At 66.7% G+C, this 16,939-nt stretch carries 14 protein-coding genes; 6 read left to right on the top strand and 8 right to left on the bottom strand.

Features of this window, described 5'->3' with window-relative positions; all coding sequences use genetic code 11:
- Positions 1–52: 52 nt before the first annotated feature.
- The 3 genes from M2337_RS01235 (at position 53) to M2337_RS01225 (ending at position 3,568) form a co-directional block, all read left to right on the top strand.
- Positions 53–1,654 (top strand): carboxylesterase/lipase family protein, encoded by a 1,602-nt coding sequence (locus M2337_RS01235; protein WP_264571368.1) that lies wholly within the window; start codon positions 53–55, stop codon positions 1,652–1,654.
- Positions 1,647–3,341, top strand: coding sequence for a tannase/feruloyl esterase family alpha/beta hydrolase (locus M2337_RS01230; protein ID WP_264572310.1), 1,695 nt, complete (start codon positions 1,647–1,649; stop codon positions 3,339–3,341). The genes M2337_RS01235 and M2337_RS01230 overlap by 8 nt, the downstream gene beginning before the upstream one ends.
- 104 nt (positions 3,342–3,445) lie before the next feature.
- Positions 3,446–3,568 (top strand): hypothetical protein, encoded by a 123-nt coding sequence (locus tag M2337_RS01225; RefSeq protein WP_264571367.1) that lies wholly within the window; start codon positions 3,446–3,448, stop codon positions 3,566–3,568.
- A 23-nt stretch (positions 3,569–3,591) separates the two neighbouring features.
- Here the strand turns inward: M2337_RS01225 and M2337_RS01220 are convergent, their stop codons facing one another.
- From M2337_RS01220 to M2337_RS01195, 6 genes are read right to left on the bottom strand one after another with little or no spacing between them, the layout of a single operon-like run.
- A complete protein-coding gene (locus M2337_RS01220) occupies positions 3,592–4,338 on the bottom strand; it encodes a response regulator (protein ID WP_264571366.1) in 747 nt (248 codons plus the stop codon).
- Positions 4,335–7,004 (bottom strand): sensor histidine kinase, encoded by a 2,670-nt coding sequence (locus M2337_RS01215; protein WP_264571365.1) that lies wholly within the window; start codon positions 7,002–7,004, stop codon positions 4,335–4,337. The genes M2337_RS01220 and M2337_RS01215 overlap by 4 nt, the downstream gene beginning before the upstream one ends.
- The gene (gene kdpC, locus M2337_RS01210) at positions 7,001–7,591 is read right to left on the bottom strand and encodes a potassium-transporting ATPase subunit KdpC (protein ID WP_264571364.1); all 591 of its coding nucleotides are present in this window, start codon (positions 7,589–7,591) and stop codon (positions 7,001–7,003) included. Before kdpC ends, M2337_RS01215 begins: the two co-directional genes overlap by 4 nt.
- Before the next feature lie 11 nt (positions 7,592–7,602).
- Positions 7,603–9,636, bottom strand: a complete 2,034-nt coding sequence (kdpB, locus tag M2337_RS01205; protein WP_264571363.1) for a potassium-transporting ATPase subunit KdpB — start codon at positions 9,634–9,636, stop codon at positions 7,603–7,605.
- 13 nt (positions 9,637–9,649) lie between these two features.
- The gene (gene kdpA, locus M2337_RS01200) at positions 9,650–11,353 is read right to left on the bottom strand and encodes a potassium-transporting ATPase subunit KdpA (protein WP_264571362.1); all 1,704 of its coding nucleotides are present in this window, start codon (positions 11,351–11,353) and stop codon (positions 9,650–9,652) included.
- 15 nt (positions 11,354–11,368) lie between these two features.
- Positions 11,369–11,458 carry a potassium-transporting ATPase subunit F gene (locus tag M2337_RS01195; protein ID WP_181560703.1) on the bottom strand — a complete coding sequence of 30 codons (90 nt, stop codon included), beginning with the start codon at positions 11,456–11,458 and terminating at the stop codon, positions 11,369–11,371.
- Between the two features lie 366 nt (positions 11,459–11,824).
- Between M2337_RS01195 and M2337_RS01190 the strand changes: the two genes are divergently transcribed.
- Genes M2337_RS01190 through M2337_RS01180 form a run of 3 tightly spaced genes read left to right on the top strand, consistent with a single transcriptional unit; the run spans position 11,825 to position 16,028 of the window.
- Positions 11,825–13,498: an MFS transporter gene (locus M2337_RS01190; protein WP_264571361.1), complete on the top strand. Its 1,674-nt coding sequence runs from the start codon at positions 11,825–11,827 to the stop codon at positions 13,496–13,498.
- Positions 13,495–14,655, top strand: coding sequence for an HlyD family secretion protein (locus M2337_RS01185; RefSeq protein ID WP_264571360.1), 1,161 nt, complete (start codon positions 13,495–13,497; stop codon positions 14,653–14,655). The genes M2337_RS01190 and M2337_RS01185 overlap by 4 nt, the downstream gene beginning before the upstream one ends.
- Positions 14,655–16,028, top strand: a complete 1,374-nt coding sequence (locus M2337_RS01180; RefSeq protein ID WP_264571359.1) for an efflux transporter outer membrane subunit — start codon at positions 14,655–14,657, stop codon at positions 16,026–16,028. The genes M2337_RS01185 and M2337_RS01180 overlap by 1 nt, the downstream gene beginning before the upstream one ends.
- A gap of 25 nt (positions 16,029–16,053) precedes the next feature.
- On the opposite strand, the gene M2337_RS01175 is transcribed toward M2337_RS01180, so the two are convergent.
- Positions 16,054–16,623, bottom strand: a complete 570-nt coding sequence (locus M2337_RS01175) for an alpha-ketoglutarate-dependent dioxygenase AlkB (protein WP_181561528.1) — start codon at positions 16,621–16,623, stop codon at positions 16,054–16,056.
- 16 nt (positions 16,624–16,639) lie between these two features.
- Positions 16,640–16,903, bottom strand: a complete 264-nt coding sequence (locus tag M2337_RS01170) for a DksA/TraR family C4-type zinc finger protein (RefSeq protein ID WP_264571358.1) — start codon at positions 16,901–16,903, stop codon at positions 16,640–16,642.
- Between the last annotated feature and the right edge of the window lie 36 nt (positions 16,904–16,939).

Genomic DNA, 16,939 nt, shown 5'->3' with positions numbered 1-16,939 from the left:
TCCTGAAAGCCCCGACCTCGGCCGGGGCTTTCTCTTTTCTGGAGAGGGCGCAATGCGCGAGGGTGCTTTTCCGGCCAAAGGCATCAGCCGCCGGGCTTTTTCGATAAGCTGTGCGGCGGGGCTGGGCGGACTGCTTGCCCGTCCCGCACTGGCCGCAGCGGCACCGATCGCAACGACCACGCACGGGCAGGTGCGCGGGCGGTGCGAATATGGCGTCAATGTATTCCGCGGCATTCCCTATGGCGCCTCGACGGCGGGCCGGAACCGATTTGCCGCCCCGCAGCCGCTCCAGGCTTGGAGCGGCGTGCGCGACGCGGTCGACTATGGCCTGCGCAGCCCGCAACTGCCCGATGGGCCGGACGGGCCAGGTTTCTCCTCCTGGCGTGAGCCCAAGGCCTCGGGCGAGGATTGCCTCGCGCTCAATGTCTGGACTCCCGGCCTTGCAGACGGGAAGAAGCGCCCGGTGATGGTGTGGCTGCACGGCGGCGGCCTGGCGGTGGGCTCGGGCGCGACGCCGGTCACCGACGGGCGCAATCTGGCGGCGCGGCAGGACGTTGTCGTCGTGGCCGTCAATCACCGGCTCAACCTGTTCGGCTATCTCTATTTCGGGGATCTCACCCGCGATCGCAGCGTCGCCGCCAATCCCGGCCAGCTCGATATGGTCGCCGCCCTGCAATGGGTGCGCGACAATATCGCCGCGTTCGGTGGCGATCCGCAGAATGTGACGATCTTCGGCCACTCCGGCGGCGGCCTGAAGGTTGCGGGGCTGATGGCGATGCCGGCGGCCAAGGGGCTGTTCCATCGCGCGATCCTGCAGAGCGGCTTTGGCACTACCACTGTCGCGCGCGACGAGGCGGAGCGCATCACTGCCTCTCTGTGCAAGGCCGTGGGCGTGCGGGCCGGGGACGTGGAGGCATTACGCGCCATCCCCATCGAGCGGTTGCTGGCTGGCCTGCAGGAGATCACTGGCGGCAATCCCGTGCGCGGGCCGGGGCTGGTCGCCGATGGCACTGTCGTGGCGCGGACACCGTTCGCGCCCGATCTTCCGGCGGTCTCGCCCGACATTCCGGTGATGGTCGGCCACACCAGCGCGGAGACCACCGTGCTGTTCCCGCCGCCCGGCGCCTTCGATCTCGACTGGACAAGTCTGCCGGCGGCGCTGGAAGGCCGCGTGGCATCGCCTGCACCGCTGATCGAAGGGTTCCGCAAACTGCACCCCAAGGCCACGGCGAGCGACATCTTCTTCGCCATCACGACCGAGGCCGGCATGGGCCGCAATGCCCGCATCGTCGCGGAAACCCGCGCGGCGGGCGCGACGAAGCCGGCCTATGCCTATCTCGTCAACTGGCAGTCCCCTGCGCAGGGCGGGCGGATGCGCAGTCCGCACGGCATCGAGGTGCCGATGGTGTTCGATATGGTGACGGAAAGCTATGGCAGCGTCGGCGAGCGCATGGCGAATGCCCAGCATCTGGCCGACGGCATGAGCCGCTATTGGGCCAATTTCGCGCGGACCGGCGATCCGAATGGCGATTGCCTGCCGCTCTGGCCGGCTTATGGACAGGACCAGCGGATGACCATGGTGTTCGACACGGAGTACGCAGCCACCGCCGATCCGCTCGGTGCCGAGCAGGCGCTGATTGCCCACTATGCCTAAGGCCTTCCCCATCCGGGCTGTGACGTCCGCTCGTCCTGCCATGCAGACCGTGCTTGCTGTCCTCCTGCTCGTGCTGGTGGCCCTTGTCGGCGCGCCACATGCCATGGCCGCACCGAAGAGCGAGGCCACGCCGTTCACGCTCCCGGCTCGCCCGGCCAGTGCGCCGCAAATGCCCTGCAGCGACCTCGTCAAGCCGGTTTCCCAGCAAGCGGAGGACATTGTCTATCGCGTGCGCTCGGCAACGGTGGAAGGCGCCAGCGCGGCGACACCGGGCGTCTGCCTCGTCAAGGCCTATACGGCGCCGCAGACCGAGTTTGAGCTGAGACTGCCGATGGCCGGCTATGCCGGGCGGTTTCTGCAAGGGGGTTGCGGGGGCATGTGCGGAGTCATCGGCCGCGAGGTGACGCCGCTCTGCAGCAATGCCCATATCGCCGATGGCAGCTTTGCCGTCGCCTTCAACAATGGCGGCCATCACAGCGCCGGCATCGGCGATGGCACATGGGCGGTCGGCGCGCCGGAACTGCGCGAGCAGTTCGCGCACAAGGCGGCCCACGCCGTCGCCGTCGCTTCCAAGGCGATCATCGCGCAATTTTACGGCGTGCCCCCGGCTTACAGCTATTTCGTCGGCTGCTCGGGCGGCGGGCGGGAAGCCTTGATGGAGGTCCAGCGCTATCCGAACGATTTCGATGGCGTCGTGGCCGGCTCGTCGGTCGCCATGCCGGCGGCGATGCAGCTCTTCCTGTGGGAAGCGCAGCAGGGGCTTTATCCCGATGGGCGCGAGATTTTCACGCCGCAGGCCGTCGAACTGCTGCGCGCCGCCGTCATCAAGGCCTGCGACGGGCTGGATGGCATCACCGACGGCCAGATCGACGATCCGCGCCGCTGCCGATACGACCCGGCAAAGCTCGCCTGCCGTCCGGGCGCGGCGGGGCAGGCTAACTGCCTCAATGCCGATCAGGTCGTAGCGGCCCGCGCTTATTATCGCGGCCCGACCGATGCCGATGGCCAGTCCCTCTTCCCCGGTGGCGCACCTTATGGCGCCGAACTGGGCTGGGTTGGCCGCGGCGCGCCGACGCAGACGGGCAAGTTCGCGGCACAATCCTTCCTGCAATATCTGCTGCTGCAAGGCGAACTCCCGGCCGACTTCACCTGGCGCGACTGGACCTTCTCCCGCGAAAGCCTGCAGCGGCTGCTCAAGGGGGGCGAACTCTACGATGCCGGCAACCCGGACCTCTCGGCCTTCCGCGACGCCGGCGGCAAGCTGCTGATGTGGCAGGGCGTGGCGGACAATGCCGCCGGCGCTTATGGTATGCTCGACTATTATCAGGCCGTGCGCGACCACGCCGGTGGCCTGGACGCGGCCCGCGCCTTCGCCCGCATGTTCCTCGTGCCCGGCGGTTATCACTGCGCGGGCGGCTATATCCCCTATGATCAGGATTTCCTGGGCGCGGTGGTGCTGTGGGTGGAAGAAGGCAAGGCGCCGGACACCGTGGTGGCCAGCGCGCGCCTTGACGATGGGGTGGTACGCCATCGGCCGCTTTATGCCTATCCCATGCTCACCCGTTACCGGGGCGGCGATGTGAATGCCGCGACGTCTTTCGAGCCGGTCGCGCCGAAGACGGAGCCGCAAGACGGCTTCGACTGGCCCGGCTCCCACGCCAAGACGCGCCCGTTGACCGGGCGTTGATCCGCGCGCGGCGGGCCAGGAGGGTGGATGGAATCACAACGCGTGATACCGCCGCGATCTGATAAGCTGCCGGCCTGCGCGAGGAGACGCTGGTCACGGTTGTCATGAGCGTCTCCCGCCCCGACGAACGTCTGCTGCTGATTGGCGATGCACTGCTGTGCCCATGCAGTGAGCGCAAACGAGCCGCAGCTCTGGCGCAGATCGGGGAGGCAGCCGCGCTGGATTGATCCGGCAGCGGTTCGCCCGCTCCTTATCCGCCGAACCTCGCCGCTGTGTCTCCTGCGGCGAACTCTTCCGTCTCGCCTTCGACATTGAAGCGCAGGCGATAGCCGATGCCAAGCTCGTTGCCGATGATCCGGGGGCGCTGGGGATCGGCTTCCAGCTTCTGGCGCAGCGTGCGGACGAGCACGCGCAGATACTCCACATGATGGGCCTTTTCGTGCGGCCAGGCATGGGCCATGATCTGCTGATGCGTGATCACGCGGCCGGGGAATTTGGCGAGCTGGGCGAGCACGGTATATTCCTTGGGCGTCAGGTGCACTTCCTTCCCCGCCTTCAGCACGATTCTGTTGAGAAGGTCGATTTCCACATCGCCCGCCCGCACCATGGACACGCCGCCATCCTTGGCCATGCGATTGCGCAGCGCCACCCGAACGCGCGCCAGCAGCTCGTCGGTATCGAACGGCTTGGTCAGATAATCGTCCGCACCCAGATCGAGCGCGGCGACCTTCTGGTCCGTCGCGTCGCGGGCCGAGACGATGATCAGCGTCGTGTCCGACTGCTGCTTGAACAGCGGCACCAGTTCGAGGCCGTCGCGGTCGGGCAGTCCCAGATCGAGGAGGCTGATATCCGGTCGCTCCGCCTTCAGCCGCTCCATCGCTTCGCGCGCATTCTCCGCTTCGACGACGGCGTAATCGGCCCGAGTCAGCGCGGTGTGGATGAGCTTGCGGATATGCGGCTCGTCATCGACGATCAGCACCTTGTGACGGACGTTCATAGCAGATCCTCATGGGAGACGTCGGAGATGATCAGCGCCTGCGGGATCGTGATCGTGAAGGCGGCGCCGCGCGGCTCGACATTGTTGGCGGCGGACACCGTCAGGCCCATGGCCTCGGCAAAGCCCTTCACGATGGCGAGGCCAAGGCCGGTGCCATGCTTGGCCCGGTCGGAGCCTTCCAGCCGCGTAAAGGTGTCGAACACCCGCGCTTCTGCGCCCGCCGGAATGCCCGGCCCTTCATCGACCACTGACAGGGCGATCGCATCCGGCAGGCGCTGGCCGCGCACGATCACGGGCGTTCCGGGATGAGCATAGCGACCGGCATTGTCCAGCAGGTTGATGAGGCAGTGATGCAGCAGCGTCGGGTCGACACGAACCAGCGGAATGTCGGGTGCGATCTCCACCTCGACCGCATGACCCTGCAGGGACTGGCGCGTATCATGCACGGCGCCGGCGACAGCATCAAAGAGGTCGGTCGGCTCGACCTTGAGCGGCAAGGCGCCGGCCTCCACCCGCGCCATGTCCAGCAGGTTGGCGACGAAGCGGTTGAGCCTTTGCGCTTCGGCATCGACGGTGTCGAGCAGATCGGAGGGATGCTTGCGTTTCAACTCGTGGACCGCGGAGAGAATGGTCGTCAGCGGTGTCCGTAAATCGTGGCTGACAGAGGAGAGCAGCGCCGCGCGCAGCCGGTCGCGCTCCTTGATCTGCCGCGCATCCAGCATCTCCTGCTCCAGCGCCATGCGATCGAAGGCGATGGAGGCCTGATCGAGCAGGCTCATCAGGAGCGGAACCTGATCGGAGCGCAGCGGCGGCCCGGCGTCTTCCCGGGCCAGACCCAGCACGCCGAGCACCCCCCGCTGGGTCCGCAGCGGATGGAACAGCCAGTCCGACGCGGTAAGCGTGGACGATCCGCGCCCGGCCGGCTGCTCATTGTCCATCGCCCATTGCGCGGCCGCCTTCTCGATCTGTTCGAGCCGATCCTCCGGCGGCACTGCCGCGCGCAATTGCGGCCCGTCCGGCGATGGCAGCAGCAGCACGGTGCGCAGCTGGAGCAGGCGGCCGACTTCCGCGCAGATGGCGTGCATCAGCTCTTCCTGGCTCGCCGAGGCGGTGAGCTGGCGCGAAAACCCTGCGAGCGCCGCGTTCTGGCGCGCGCTGGACTGAGCAAGGTCGGCCTGGGCGCGGACGCGCGCGGCGAACTGGCTGGTCACGATCGCCACACCCAGCAGCACAAGGATGCTGACGACATTCTCGGGATTATTGACCGTCAGCGTGCCGGTCGGCGGCAGGAAGAAGAAGTTATAGGCGAGGCTCGAAAGCAGGCCCGAGACCAGCCCCGCCCGCAGGCCATAGCTGGCGGCGGCGAACATGACGGGCACGAGGTACATGAGCGCGATATTGCTAAGGTCGATCGCCTCGATGAGCAGCCTGCCGAGTGCCGTCATCGCGGCGATCGTCACCGCCGACCAGAGATAGTGGGACGGTTCGCCCCATCCCTGGCGAAAACGCTGGCGCACCGCATGCGGGCCGGGCGTGGCGGCGTCGCCGGGCAGGACATGCACCGCGACATCGCCGATCTCGCGCACCAGCTTGTCGACCACGGAGCCATGGCGCAGCTCGAACCACCAGGGGCGCGCCGATTTGCCGATCACGATCTGGGTCGCGCGGGCGTCGGCCACATAATCTTTCAGCCCCTCGACGACGGACGTCGCAGGGATCGTCGCAGTCGTGGCGCCGAGGCGCGATGCGAGCGCCATGGTATCGGCCAGCTGCTCCCGCTCTTTGGGGGTGAAGGAGAGGCTGCGCTGCGTCTCGATATGGACGGCGGACCAGGGAGCCTTGAGCGCATCGGCGAGCCGCTTGGCCGCGCGGACGAGGCCCTGCGCGCTGGTGACCTCGCTGATCGCGACCAGAACGCGTTCGCCCGCCGCGAAGCTGCCGGCCAGGGCATGGGCGCGCACATAATCGAGCATCTGGGCATCGACGGCCTGTGCGGCGCGGCGCAGTGCCATCTCGCGCAGGGCTGCGAGGTTGGACTTTGAGAAGAAATGGTTGAGCGCGCGGCTCGCTTCCTGCGGAATGTAGACCTTGCCATCTTTCAGGCGCTCGATCAGTTCGTCCGGCGGAATATCGACCACCTCGATCTCGGCCATTTCGAGGATGGAATCGGGCACGGTCTCGCGCACATGGACGCGGGTGAAGGAGGCGACGACGTCGTTGAGGCTCTCGACATGCTGGATATTGACCGTGGAATAGACGTCGATGCCCGCGTCCAGCAGCTCTTCGACATCCTGATAGCGTTTGGGATGCCTGCTGCCCGGCGCATTGCTGTGCGCCAGCTCATCCACCAGCACGAGCTGGGGGCGGCGCGCGAGGATGGCGTCGATGTCCATCTCGCCGAGCCGGTGCCCCTTATGCTCGACGGCGCGGCGGGGGATCAACTCATGCCCGATCAGCAGCGCCTCGGTCTCCTTGCGGCCATGGGTTTCGACGATGCCGACCACGACGTCGATCCCGGCCCTGAGCCGCTGCATGCCGTCGGTCAGCATCTCGTAGGTTTTGCCGACGCCCGGAGCAGCCCCGAGGAAGATCTTGAGACGGCCGCGACCTTCCTGCGTCGCCTGACGCAGAAAGGCTTCCGGATCGCGGCGGTCTGGATGGCTCATGACGGCGTGGTAGCGCCGATTCCGTCCAGACGTCGATTGATTTCCAGCACATTGACGCGCGGCTCACCCAGAACACCGAGCAGCGGTTGTTCGATGCTCTGGTCAACGAGGGACCGGACCCTGGCTGCGTCCCAGCCGCGCGCACGGGCAATCCGGTCCACCTGATAGTAGGCCGCCTGCGGGGTGATGTGCGGATCGAGGCCTGAGCCGGATGCCGTGACCAGATCGGCCGGCACCGCCTTGCCGGGATTGGTCCGTTCCAGCGTGGCTATGTCCGCCTGCACACGGTCGATGAGCGCGCGGCTGGTCGGGCCGAGGTTCGAGCCGGAGGATGCCATGCCATCATAGCCGTCGCCCGCCGCCGAGGGGCGGGGGTGGAAATAGCGATCCGCCGTGAAGGCCTGCCCGATCAGGCGCGAGCCGACCGGCTTGCCATAATGTTCGATCAGGCTGCCATTGGCCTGTGATGGAAAGATCAGCTGGCCGATGCCGGTGAGCGCGAGCGGATAGGCCAGCCCCAGCAGGAGGGCGAAGAGCGCTGTCATGACCAAAGCCGGTCTGAGCGCGGTGAGAATGTCCTTGTTCATGCGTCTGTTCCTCAGGCGAGGCCAAGGCCGTTGACGGCCAGGTCGATGAGCTTGATGCCGGCGAAGGGCGCGATCAGGCCGCCCAGGCCGTAGATGGCGAGATTGCGCGCCAGCAGCGGACCGGCGCCGATCGGCTTGTAGGTCACCCCCTTGAGCGCGAGGGGCACCAGCAGCGGGATGATGAGGGCGTTGAAGATGATCGCTGACAGGATGGCGCTCTGCGGCGTCGCGAGGCCCATGACGTTGAGCACGCCCAGCCCCGGATAAAGCACCACGAACATGGCCGGGATGATCGCGAAATATTTGGCGACATCATTGGCGACGGAGAAAGTGGTGAGCGCCCCCCGGGTCATCAGCAGCTGCTTGCCGAGGCCGACGATCTCGATCAGCTTGGTGGGGTCGCTGTCGAGATCGACCATGTTGCCTGCCTCGCGCGCCGCCTGCGTGCCGGTGTTCATGGCGACGCCGACATCGGCCTGCGCCAGGGCGGGCGCATCGTTGGTGCCGTCACCGCACATGGCGACGAGGCGGCCACCCTGCTGCTCCTTGCGGATCAGCGCCAGCTTGTCCTCCGGTGTCGCCTGAGCCAGGAAATCGTCGACACCAGCCTCGGCGGCGATCGACGCGGCGGTCAGCGGATTATCGCCGGTAATCATCACCGTGCGGATGCCCATATTGCGCAGTTCGCCGAAACGCTCGCGGATGCCCGCCTTGACGACATCCTTGAGGAAGATCGCCCCCAGAAGCTGGCCATCCTTGGCGACCGCCAGCGGCGTGCCGCCGGCGCGGGCAATCTCGTCGGTGATGCGCCGCAGTTCCGCCGCCGCGGCGCTTTTGTCCGGGCCTGCCATGGCATTCAGGACCGCATCGACAGCGCCCTTGATGACCGTGGTGCCGCCCGTGACCACGCCGGAAATCCGGGTTTGCGCGGTGAAGGGGATCACCTGTGCATCAGCCGGCAGGGCTTGGGCTGCCTGACCGAAATTCTCGCGCGCAAGCGCCACGATCGAGCGGCCTTCCGGCGTCTCATCGGCCAGACTGGCCAGCAGGGCGGCTTCGGCCAACTGGGCCGGCGTCGCCCCGCCGACCGGCCGGAATGACGTCGCCTGCCGGTCGCCGACGGTGATCGTGCCGGTCTTGTCGAGCAGCAACACGTCGATATCGCCGGCCGCCTCAACAGCCCGGCCGGACTTGGCCAGCACATTGAAGCGAACGAGGCGGTCCATGCCGGCGATGCCGATGGCCGAGAGCAAAGCGGCGATGGTCGTCGGAATGAGCGTGATGAGAAGGGCCGCGAGGATCGACACCGGGATTGCGCCGCCGGCATAGCTGGCGAAACTGGGAATGGTGCCGACCGCGATCAGGAAGATGATGGTGAGGCCGACCAGCAGCAGCGTCAGGGCGACTTCGTTGGGCGTCTTCTGCCGTTCTGCGCCTTCCACCAGCGCGATCATGCGGTCGAGAAATCCCTGGCCGGGATTGACGGTGACGCGCACCTGGATTTCGTCCGAGATGACCCGCGTGCCCGCCGTCACCGCCGACCGGTCTCCGCCCGCCTCCCGGATGACCGGCGCGGACTCGCCGGTGATCGCGGCCTCGTTGACCGAGGCGACGCCCGCGACGACCTCGCCATCCGATGGAATGAGATCGCCGGTCCCGACCAGCACGGTGTCGCCGACCCGCAGCGCGCTGGCCGGCACGGTCTCGGGCTCCTGGCCGTTCTTCAGGCGGCGGGCGGTGAGGTCCGCCTTGGTCGCCCGCAGGGACGCCGCCTGCGCCTTGCCGCGACCTTCGGCCAGCGCTTCGGCAAAGGTGCCGAACAGGACGGTCAGCCACAGCCAGATGACGAGCTGGAGCTTGAAGCTGGCGGCAAGGCCATCCTGACCGACGATGAGCAGCACCGTCAGGAGCACCGCCACGATGGCGGTCGTGAACATCACCGGATTGCGGATGAGTTGGCGCGGGTTCAGTTTGCGGACCGAGTCCGTGATCGCCGGGACGATCAGGTCGGCCGTGAAGAGCGATGGGGACGCTTGGCGTGCCATGGAGGGGCTCCAATCAGAAAAGCTGGCCACGGATCATCGCAAGATGATCGGCGATGGGACCAAGGGCGAGGCTGGGCAAGAAGGTGAGACCGCCGACGATCAGCACGATTCCCACCAGCAGGCCGGTCCAAAGCGGCCCGGTGGTCGGAAAGCTGCCCGCCGTCTCCGGCGTGTAGGTCTTCGCCGCTAGCCCGCCGGCAATCGCCAGCATGGGCACGATGACGAAGAAGCGGCCGACCCAGATGGCGACGCCCAGCATGCCATTGTAGAAAGGCGTGTTGGCCGAGAGGCCGGCAAAGGCCGATCCGTTGTTCGCCACCGCGCTGGTGAAGGCGTAGAGTATCTCGGAAAAGCCGTGCGGTCCCTTGTTGAGCGGGCCGGCCAGCCCGGCCTCGGTGACCGAGGCGATGGCCGTGAAGCCCAGGATCATGAGCGGCAACACCGCGATGGCGAGAACGGCGAGCTTGACCTCGCGAGCCTCGATCTTCTTGCCGACATATTCCGGGGTTCGCCCGACCATCAGGCCTGCGACGAACACCGCGAGGATCGCGAACAGCAAAAAGCCATAGATGCCGGCGCCGACGCCGCCGACGACCACCTCACCCAATTGCATGTTGAAGAGCGGGATCAGGCCACCAAGGGCGGTGTAGCTGTCGTGCATCGCATTGACCGCGCCGCAGGAGGCCGCCGTTGTGACGACGGAAAAGAGCGCGGAGGCGGCGATGCCGAAGCGGACTTCCTTGCCCTCCATATTGCCGCCGGCGATGCCGAGGCTGTGCAGGATGGGGTTGCCCGCTGCCTCCTGCCAGTAGGTGATCGTCGTTCCGGCCAGGAAGAGCAGCATCATGGCGGCAAGGATTGCCCAGCCCTGGCGACTGTTCCCGACAGCCTTGCCGAAGGTATAGGTGAGGCCCACCCCGATCACGAAGATCGAGACCATCTGGACGAAGTTGACGAGCGCCGTCGGGTTCTCGAACGGATGCGCGGAATTGGTGTTGAAGAAGCCGCCGCCATTGGTGCCGAGCATCTTGATCGCTTCCTGCGAGGCGACCGGCCCCAGCGCGAGTGTCTGCCTCGCACCTTCCAGCGTCGTTACATCGACCGACCCCGCCATCGTTTGCGGCACGCCGCTCGCGATATAGAAGAGCGCGATGACGCAGCAGAGCGGCAGCAGCAGATAGAGCGTCACCCGCGTCACATCGGCCCAGAAATTGCCGATCCCTTGGGCCTCCCGCCGCGCGAATCCGCGGAACAGCGCAAAGGCCAGCGCGATCCCGGTCGCTGCCGACAGGAAATTGTGGATCGTCAGGCCCAGCATCTGGCTGAGGGTCGACATGGTCGTCTCGCCGCCATAATTTTGCCAGTTGGTGTTGGTCGCAAAGCTGATCGCCGTGTTGAAGGCGAGCGGCTCGCTAACGCCCGGATGCCCCAGCGGATTGAGGGGCAAGCCGCCCTGCAAGCGCAGGATCGTATAAGTGAAGACCAGCAGCGCCGTGTTGAACAGGAGCATGTGCACGGCATAGCGGCGCCAGCTCTGCTCTTCCTGCGGGTCGATGCCCGCCAGCCGGTAGAAGCCGCGCTCCAGTGGCCCGAGCAGGCCATGGAGCGGCGTCCGCCGCCCTTCATAGAGCGCGAAGAGCCACAGGCCGACGGGTTTGGCCAGTGCCAGCAATATGCCGACAAAGGCGAGAATCAGTGTCCATCCCTGAACTGTCATGATGTCGCTCCCCGATCAGAAGCGTTCGGGGCGTGCGAGCACGGCCACCAGATAGAAGAGCAGGCCGACCGCGGTCGCAGCGGCCAGCCAATGGTCGATAGTCATGGCCGCCTCCCTACGCCTTGTCGCACAGCGCTGCGTAACCGAGCGTTGTGGCCAGCAAGCCGAGGGTGAGCCCCAACCAGAGCATATCCTGCATGATCGTTCTCCTGCACGACGTCGGAGACCGCAGGAGATGCGGCGCCGAATCATGTGCCGCAGGTCAAATAAGGCAGAGCCGCATTTGAATTCGAGAGACAGGAAAGGCGATCCGCATAGTATTTGCATATGAATCGCGCAGGTCTGGGCCCCGCAGCGCGCTGGACTGGCCGACAGACCGCCGACCCTGGAACGATCCGCGCGCTGAACACTTTGCATTGCAGTCTTCAGATATCCGTCCGAGGATAGAGGCAGGCATGGAAAGGCCCGTGGTTGAGCAGACGGTCTGAAGAGTCGGAATATCAGTTCGAGCCGCACGAGCGGCCGATGATGCCGGGGTCTCCGGCGACGCCCTACCATCCAGGCCGGCGCCGTCTGGGATATTTGCTGATCGGCGTGCTGCTCGGCCTCACGGGTGGCTTCATCAACGGGCTGCTGATGGCGAACCTGCCCCAGATCCAGGGGGCGCTCGGGCTGACCAGCGTGGAGGCCGGCTGGCTGACCGCCGCCTATACGATGACCAATGTCTGCATGAGCCTGCTGCTCATCAAGTTCCGCCAGCAATTCGGCATCCAGCGCTTTGTGCGGATCGTGCTGATCGGCTTTCTCGTCCTCAACACGCTGCAACTCTTCGTGCACAGCTATGGTCTGGAACTCTTTGTGCGCGCGGGCAGCGGCATCGTTGCGAGCGGGCTTTCGACGATGGCGCTGTTCTACATCATGCAATCGATGAAGGCGGAGGCGCGGCTGGGCGGGCTGGTGTTGGGCGTCGGCGTCTCGCAGATCGCGACCCCGCTCGCCCGGGTGATTTCCCCGGCATTGCTCATCCATGGCGATGTGCAGAACCTGTACCTGTTCGAGTTCGGCCTCACATTGCTCTGCCTCGCCGGGGTGTGGCTGCTGCGCCTGCCGCCAAGCGAGCGCATCGACGCCTTTGAGCCGCTGGATTTCCTGACCTTCGCCTTGTTCGCCCCCGGCATAGCCCTGCTCTCCGCCGTGCTCGTGCAGGGCCGCATCGTCTGGTGGTCGACCCAGTGGCTGGGCTTTGCGCTGGCGGGCGCGATCCTGCTGATCGGCGCAGCGGTGATCGTGGAGCACAACCGCGCCAATCCGCTGCTCAACACGCGCTGGATGGGCAGCGCGGCGATCATCCGGTTCGCCGTCATCGCCGCCAGCATGCGCGTGTTGCTCGGCGAGCAGAATGTCGGCGCCAGCGGCCTGCTGACCGTGCTCGGCATGGGGCAGGACCAGCTGATCGGTTTCTACACGGTGGTCACGCTGGCGACCATATTCGGGCTGGCGGTGAGCCTGAAAACGCTCAAGCCGACGGACCTGCTTAAACCTGTGATCATCTCCTGTGCACTCATCGCCCTCGCCGCGTTCTTCGACACCCAGTCCAGCAATCTCACGCGCCCGGCGCAGCTTTATGTGACGCAGGCGATGATTTCCTTCGCTGCGATCTATTTCATGGGGCCAACGCTCATGGCGGGCATCCTGCAGGCGCTCGCCAAGGGGCCGAGTCATATCGTCAGCTTTTCGGCCGTATTCGGCATTTCGCAGCAATTGGGCGGCATCGGCGGGGCGGCCCTGTTGGGCAGCTTCCAGATCATTCGCGAGCGCTTCCATTCCGAAATGCTCGTCCAGTCGCTCGTGGGCACCGATCCGCAAGTGGCGCAGCGCATCCAGCAGCTCGGCGGCGCCTATGCGCGGACGCTGGGCGATCCGGCCTTGCGTCAGGCGGAGGGCAGCATCCTCCTCTCCCAGCAGGTAGCGCGGGAAGCCAATATCCTGGCGTTCAACGATGTGTTCATGCTGGTCGGTGCGCTGGCGACGCTCGCCTTTGTGTACCTTGGCGCGCGGTGGATCTATTATCGTCGCAAAGGCATTACCCCCCTGGCCGAAGAGCTTGCGGCCTTGGCGGCAATGAGGACCAGGGCCCAATCATGAGTGACACCTCCGCCGAACATCCGCGCCCATCGAACCGGACCGACCGTCTGGAAGATCCGGTGGAAGTGCCCAATGATACCACCCCCGTGGCCAGCGCGCCGAAGCGCGGCTGGGCGCCCCCGCAAGCCGGCCGAAGGGTGACGCTGCTGGCCGTCCTGTTCATCGTCGTCGGCATTCTCATCGTGCTTTACGCCTGGGGCCTGCCGCCCTTCTCGTCGGATGTTCAGACGACGGACAATGCCTATGTGCGCGGCCAGACCACGGTCATTGCGCCACAGGTGAACGGCTATGTAGTGGAGGTGCAGGTTCAGGATTATGAGCAGGTCCGCAAGGGGCAGGTCCTCGCGCGGATCGACGACCGGATCTATCGCCAGAGAGTGGCGCAGGCGCAGGCCCAACTCGCCACGCAGCGCGCTAACCTTTCCAACAGCAGCCAGAGCGAAGCGTCCAGCCAGGCTCAGCTTGCGGGGCAAGCCGCCAGCGTGGCCAACGCCAAGGCGCAACTGGCCCGCGCGCAGGCCGATATGCGCCGGGTGAATGATCTCGTCAGCCAGGGCTCCGTCTCCCTGCGCGAGCGGGACCAGACTCTGGCGGCGTTGCGGCAGGCGGAAGCGGCCGTGCTGCAGGCGCAGGCGCAGCAGCAGGTGGCGAGCGAGCAGGTCCGCACGGTGACGGTCGGGCGCGGTGGCCTGCGCGCCAATGTCGATGCGGCGCAAGCGGCGCTGCGCCTCGCGGAGATCGATCTCGCCAACACGATCATTCGCGCCCCGCAGGATGGGCGGCTGGGCGAGGTGGGCGTGCGGCTGGGGCAATATGTCACGGCCGGCTCGCAGCTGACATTCCTCGTGCCGCCCTTCGTCTGGGTGGCGGCGAACTTCAAGGAAGCACAGACGGCGCATATGGCGCCGGGCCAGAGCGTGCGGCTGCGGGTCGATGCGATCGACGGGGCCGTGATACACGGCAGAGTCGAGCGGCTGGCGCCCGCCGCCGGCAATGAGTTTCAGGTGATCCGATCCGACAATGCCACCGGCAATTTCGTGAAGGTGCCCCAGCGGATCACGGTGCGGATCGCGCCGGATGCCAAGGACCCGCTCTATGCACGGCTGAGGCCGGGCATGTCCGTCCAGGCCAGGGTCGATACGGCAGGGCACAGGTGATGCGGTCGGCCATCGCATTGCTGGGCGTCGTGTGCCTCTCCGGTTGTATGGCGCCACCGACGCCGCTGCCCCCGTCGGCTGCGGTCACGCCGCCTGCCGGCTGGCAAAACGCCGTGGCGGGAGAGGGAGCGGTCAATGCCGGCTGGTGGCGGGCGTTCAATGATCCCGCGCTGGCCCAACTGGTCGAGACCGCGATCGCCAACAATGTCGACATTGCTATCGCCACCGCGCGGGTCCGCGAAGCGCGGGCGCAGGAGCGGCTGGCGCGCGCGCAGCTTTTCCCCACGCTGGATGCGACCGCCGCCGGCTCCCACGGCCGATCGCTCAACCCGTTCGGCCAGGCGACAGAGGGCACCAGCGCCCAGCCTGCGCTGCAGGTGGCTTATGAGATCGATCTGTTCGGCAGGATCGACGATCAGACATCGGCGGCGAGATCGGCCTGGTTGGCCAGTCAGGCCGCCCGTGATGCGACGGCGCTTTCGGTCGGCGCGGCCACGGCATCGGGCTACATCACGCTGCTGGCCCTCGATGCGCGTCGCGACGTCGTCCGCCGGACGATCACGGCACGGGCCGAAAGCCTTCGCATCGCCCGCTCCCGCGCCGAGGCCGGCTACACCTCCCAGCTGGAGTTGCGCCAGGCCGAGGCGGAATATCAGGCCGCAGCCATCATCCTCCCGCAGGTCGATCTGGCGATCCTGCGGCAGGAGAATGCTCTGCGCCTATTGACCGGGGATGGGCCGGGCGTGATCCAGCGCGGCGGATCGCTCGACGCCCTCGTCGCGCCGCCCGTGCCCGATCAGGGGCTGCCGTCCGAGTTGCTGCGCCGCCGTCCCGACATCGCGCAGGCAGAGTTCGCTCTGGCCGCATCGGATTCCACCCTGTCAGCCGCGCGCAAGCAGTTCCTGCCGAGCCTTCGCCTGTCTGCTGCGGCGGGCGCGATCTTCAGCAGCGCGTTGGCGAACCCGGTGACGATCTGGTCCGTCGGCGGCAGCGTGCTGGCGCCCTTGTTCGAGGGCGGGCGCTTGCGCGCCGGCGTGGAAACGGCCGCCGCCCGCCGCGATCAGGCCGCCCTTGCCTATCGCAAGACGGCCCTGACCGCGTTCGGTGAGGTGGAGAATGCGCTGGGCAATGTCGCCAGCCTCCGCCAGCAGCGCGCGAGCGCCGAGGCGCAGAGGGCAGCCATTGCCGACGCATTGCGTCATGCGACCAATCGCTATCGTGCGGGCTACAGCAGCTATCTTGAAGAACTCGATGCACAGCGCGCCCTGCTCTCCGCCGACCTCGCGCTGGTGCAACTGCGCTCCGATCAGCTCAACGCCCTGGTCACTCTGTATCAGGTGCTGGGCGGCGGCTGGGAGAGCGACGCGCGTTGACCTGCATTAGCTTTGGGAGGCTGGCTCAGCCCCTACGCCCTTTGTCGGATAGGCTGCGGAAGGTGATCGACCAGCGCGGCTGGGTCATCGGCGCGATGCTGTGTTCCCAGTCGTGGCGGACCTCGCCGGACAGATGGTAGACCGACCGCGGGGCCAGTTCGAGCTTCGCGCGTTCGAAGCCGCCCGAATGGCGCCGGCGCAGCCGCAGCACCGCATCGCTGCCGAGCGAGATGCCTACGACATGCTCGAACACCGGCCGATCCCTGTGCCAGCCGATGCCGGCCCCCGCGTCATAGCGGGTCAGCAGCGACTGGACGAGATCGTCAGCAGCGAGCCCCGCGAAGCGGGCGGCGCGGGCTCTGAGCGGGAGCAGCCAGTCGGGTATGGGGTCGGTCGTCCCGAAGCTGCCGGTCTCGAAATCGTAGCGCCATCCAAAGGAGTGGGTGAGGCGCTTGCCGGTCCACTGCTGGAACCGGAAAGGCGCCAGGCCCAGTGCGTCGATCCGCTCGATCAGCGCGGCTTCCTCCCGGCCATCGATGATGTCGGCGCGTGCGTTCAGGCCGGGCACAAGGGGCGTATCGAACAGGTCGAGCATCGTCATGCAGGCGGCCTCACCGCAACTGGCTGTCCTTGCTGCCGCGTCGGTTGATGGCGGAAAACGACGGGCGCCTGTCGCGTGCCGACTGGCAGGCGACGCAGGTCCGCGCGCCAGGCAGCGCCTTTCTGCGCGCCTCGGGGATTTCCTCGCCGCATTCCTCGCACGCCAGGGTGCCGGGGCCCGATGGCATCCGGGCCCGGGCGGTTGCCAGAGCGTCTTTCACGCTGTCGTCGATTTGATCCTGAACGGCGCCGTCGGGCGCCCAGCCATTGGCCATGCTCGCCTGCTCCCGCATCTGTGTCTGCGATAAGTC

Origin of the sequence: Sphingobium sp. B2D3A (assembly GCF_025961795.1) — a bacterium.
Taxonomy (GTDB): Bacteria; Pseudomonadota; Alphaproteobacteria; order Sphingomonadales; family Sphingomonadaceae; genus Sphingobium.
The sequence above is the reverse complement of the archived record's forward strand: the minus strand, read 5'-3'. Positions and strand labels throughout refer to the sequence as shown.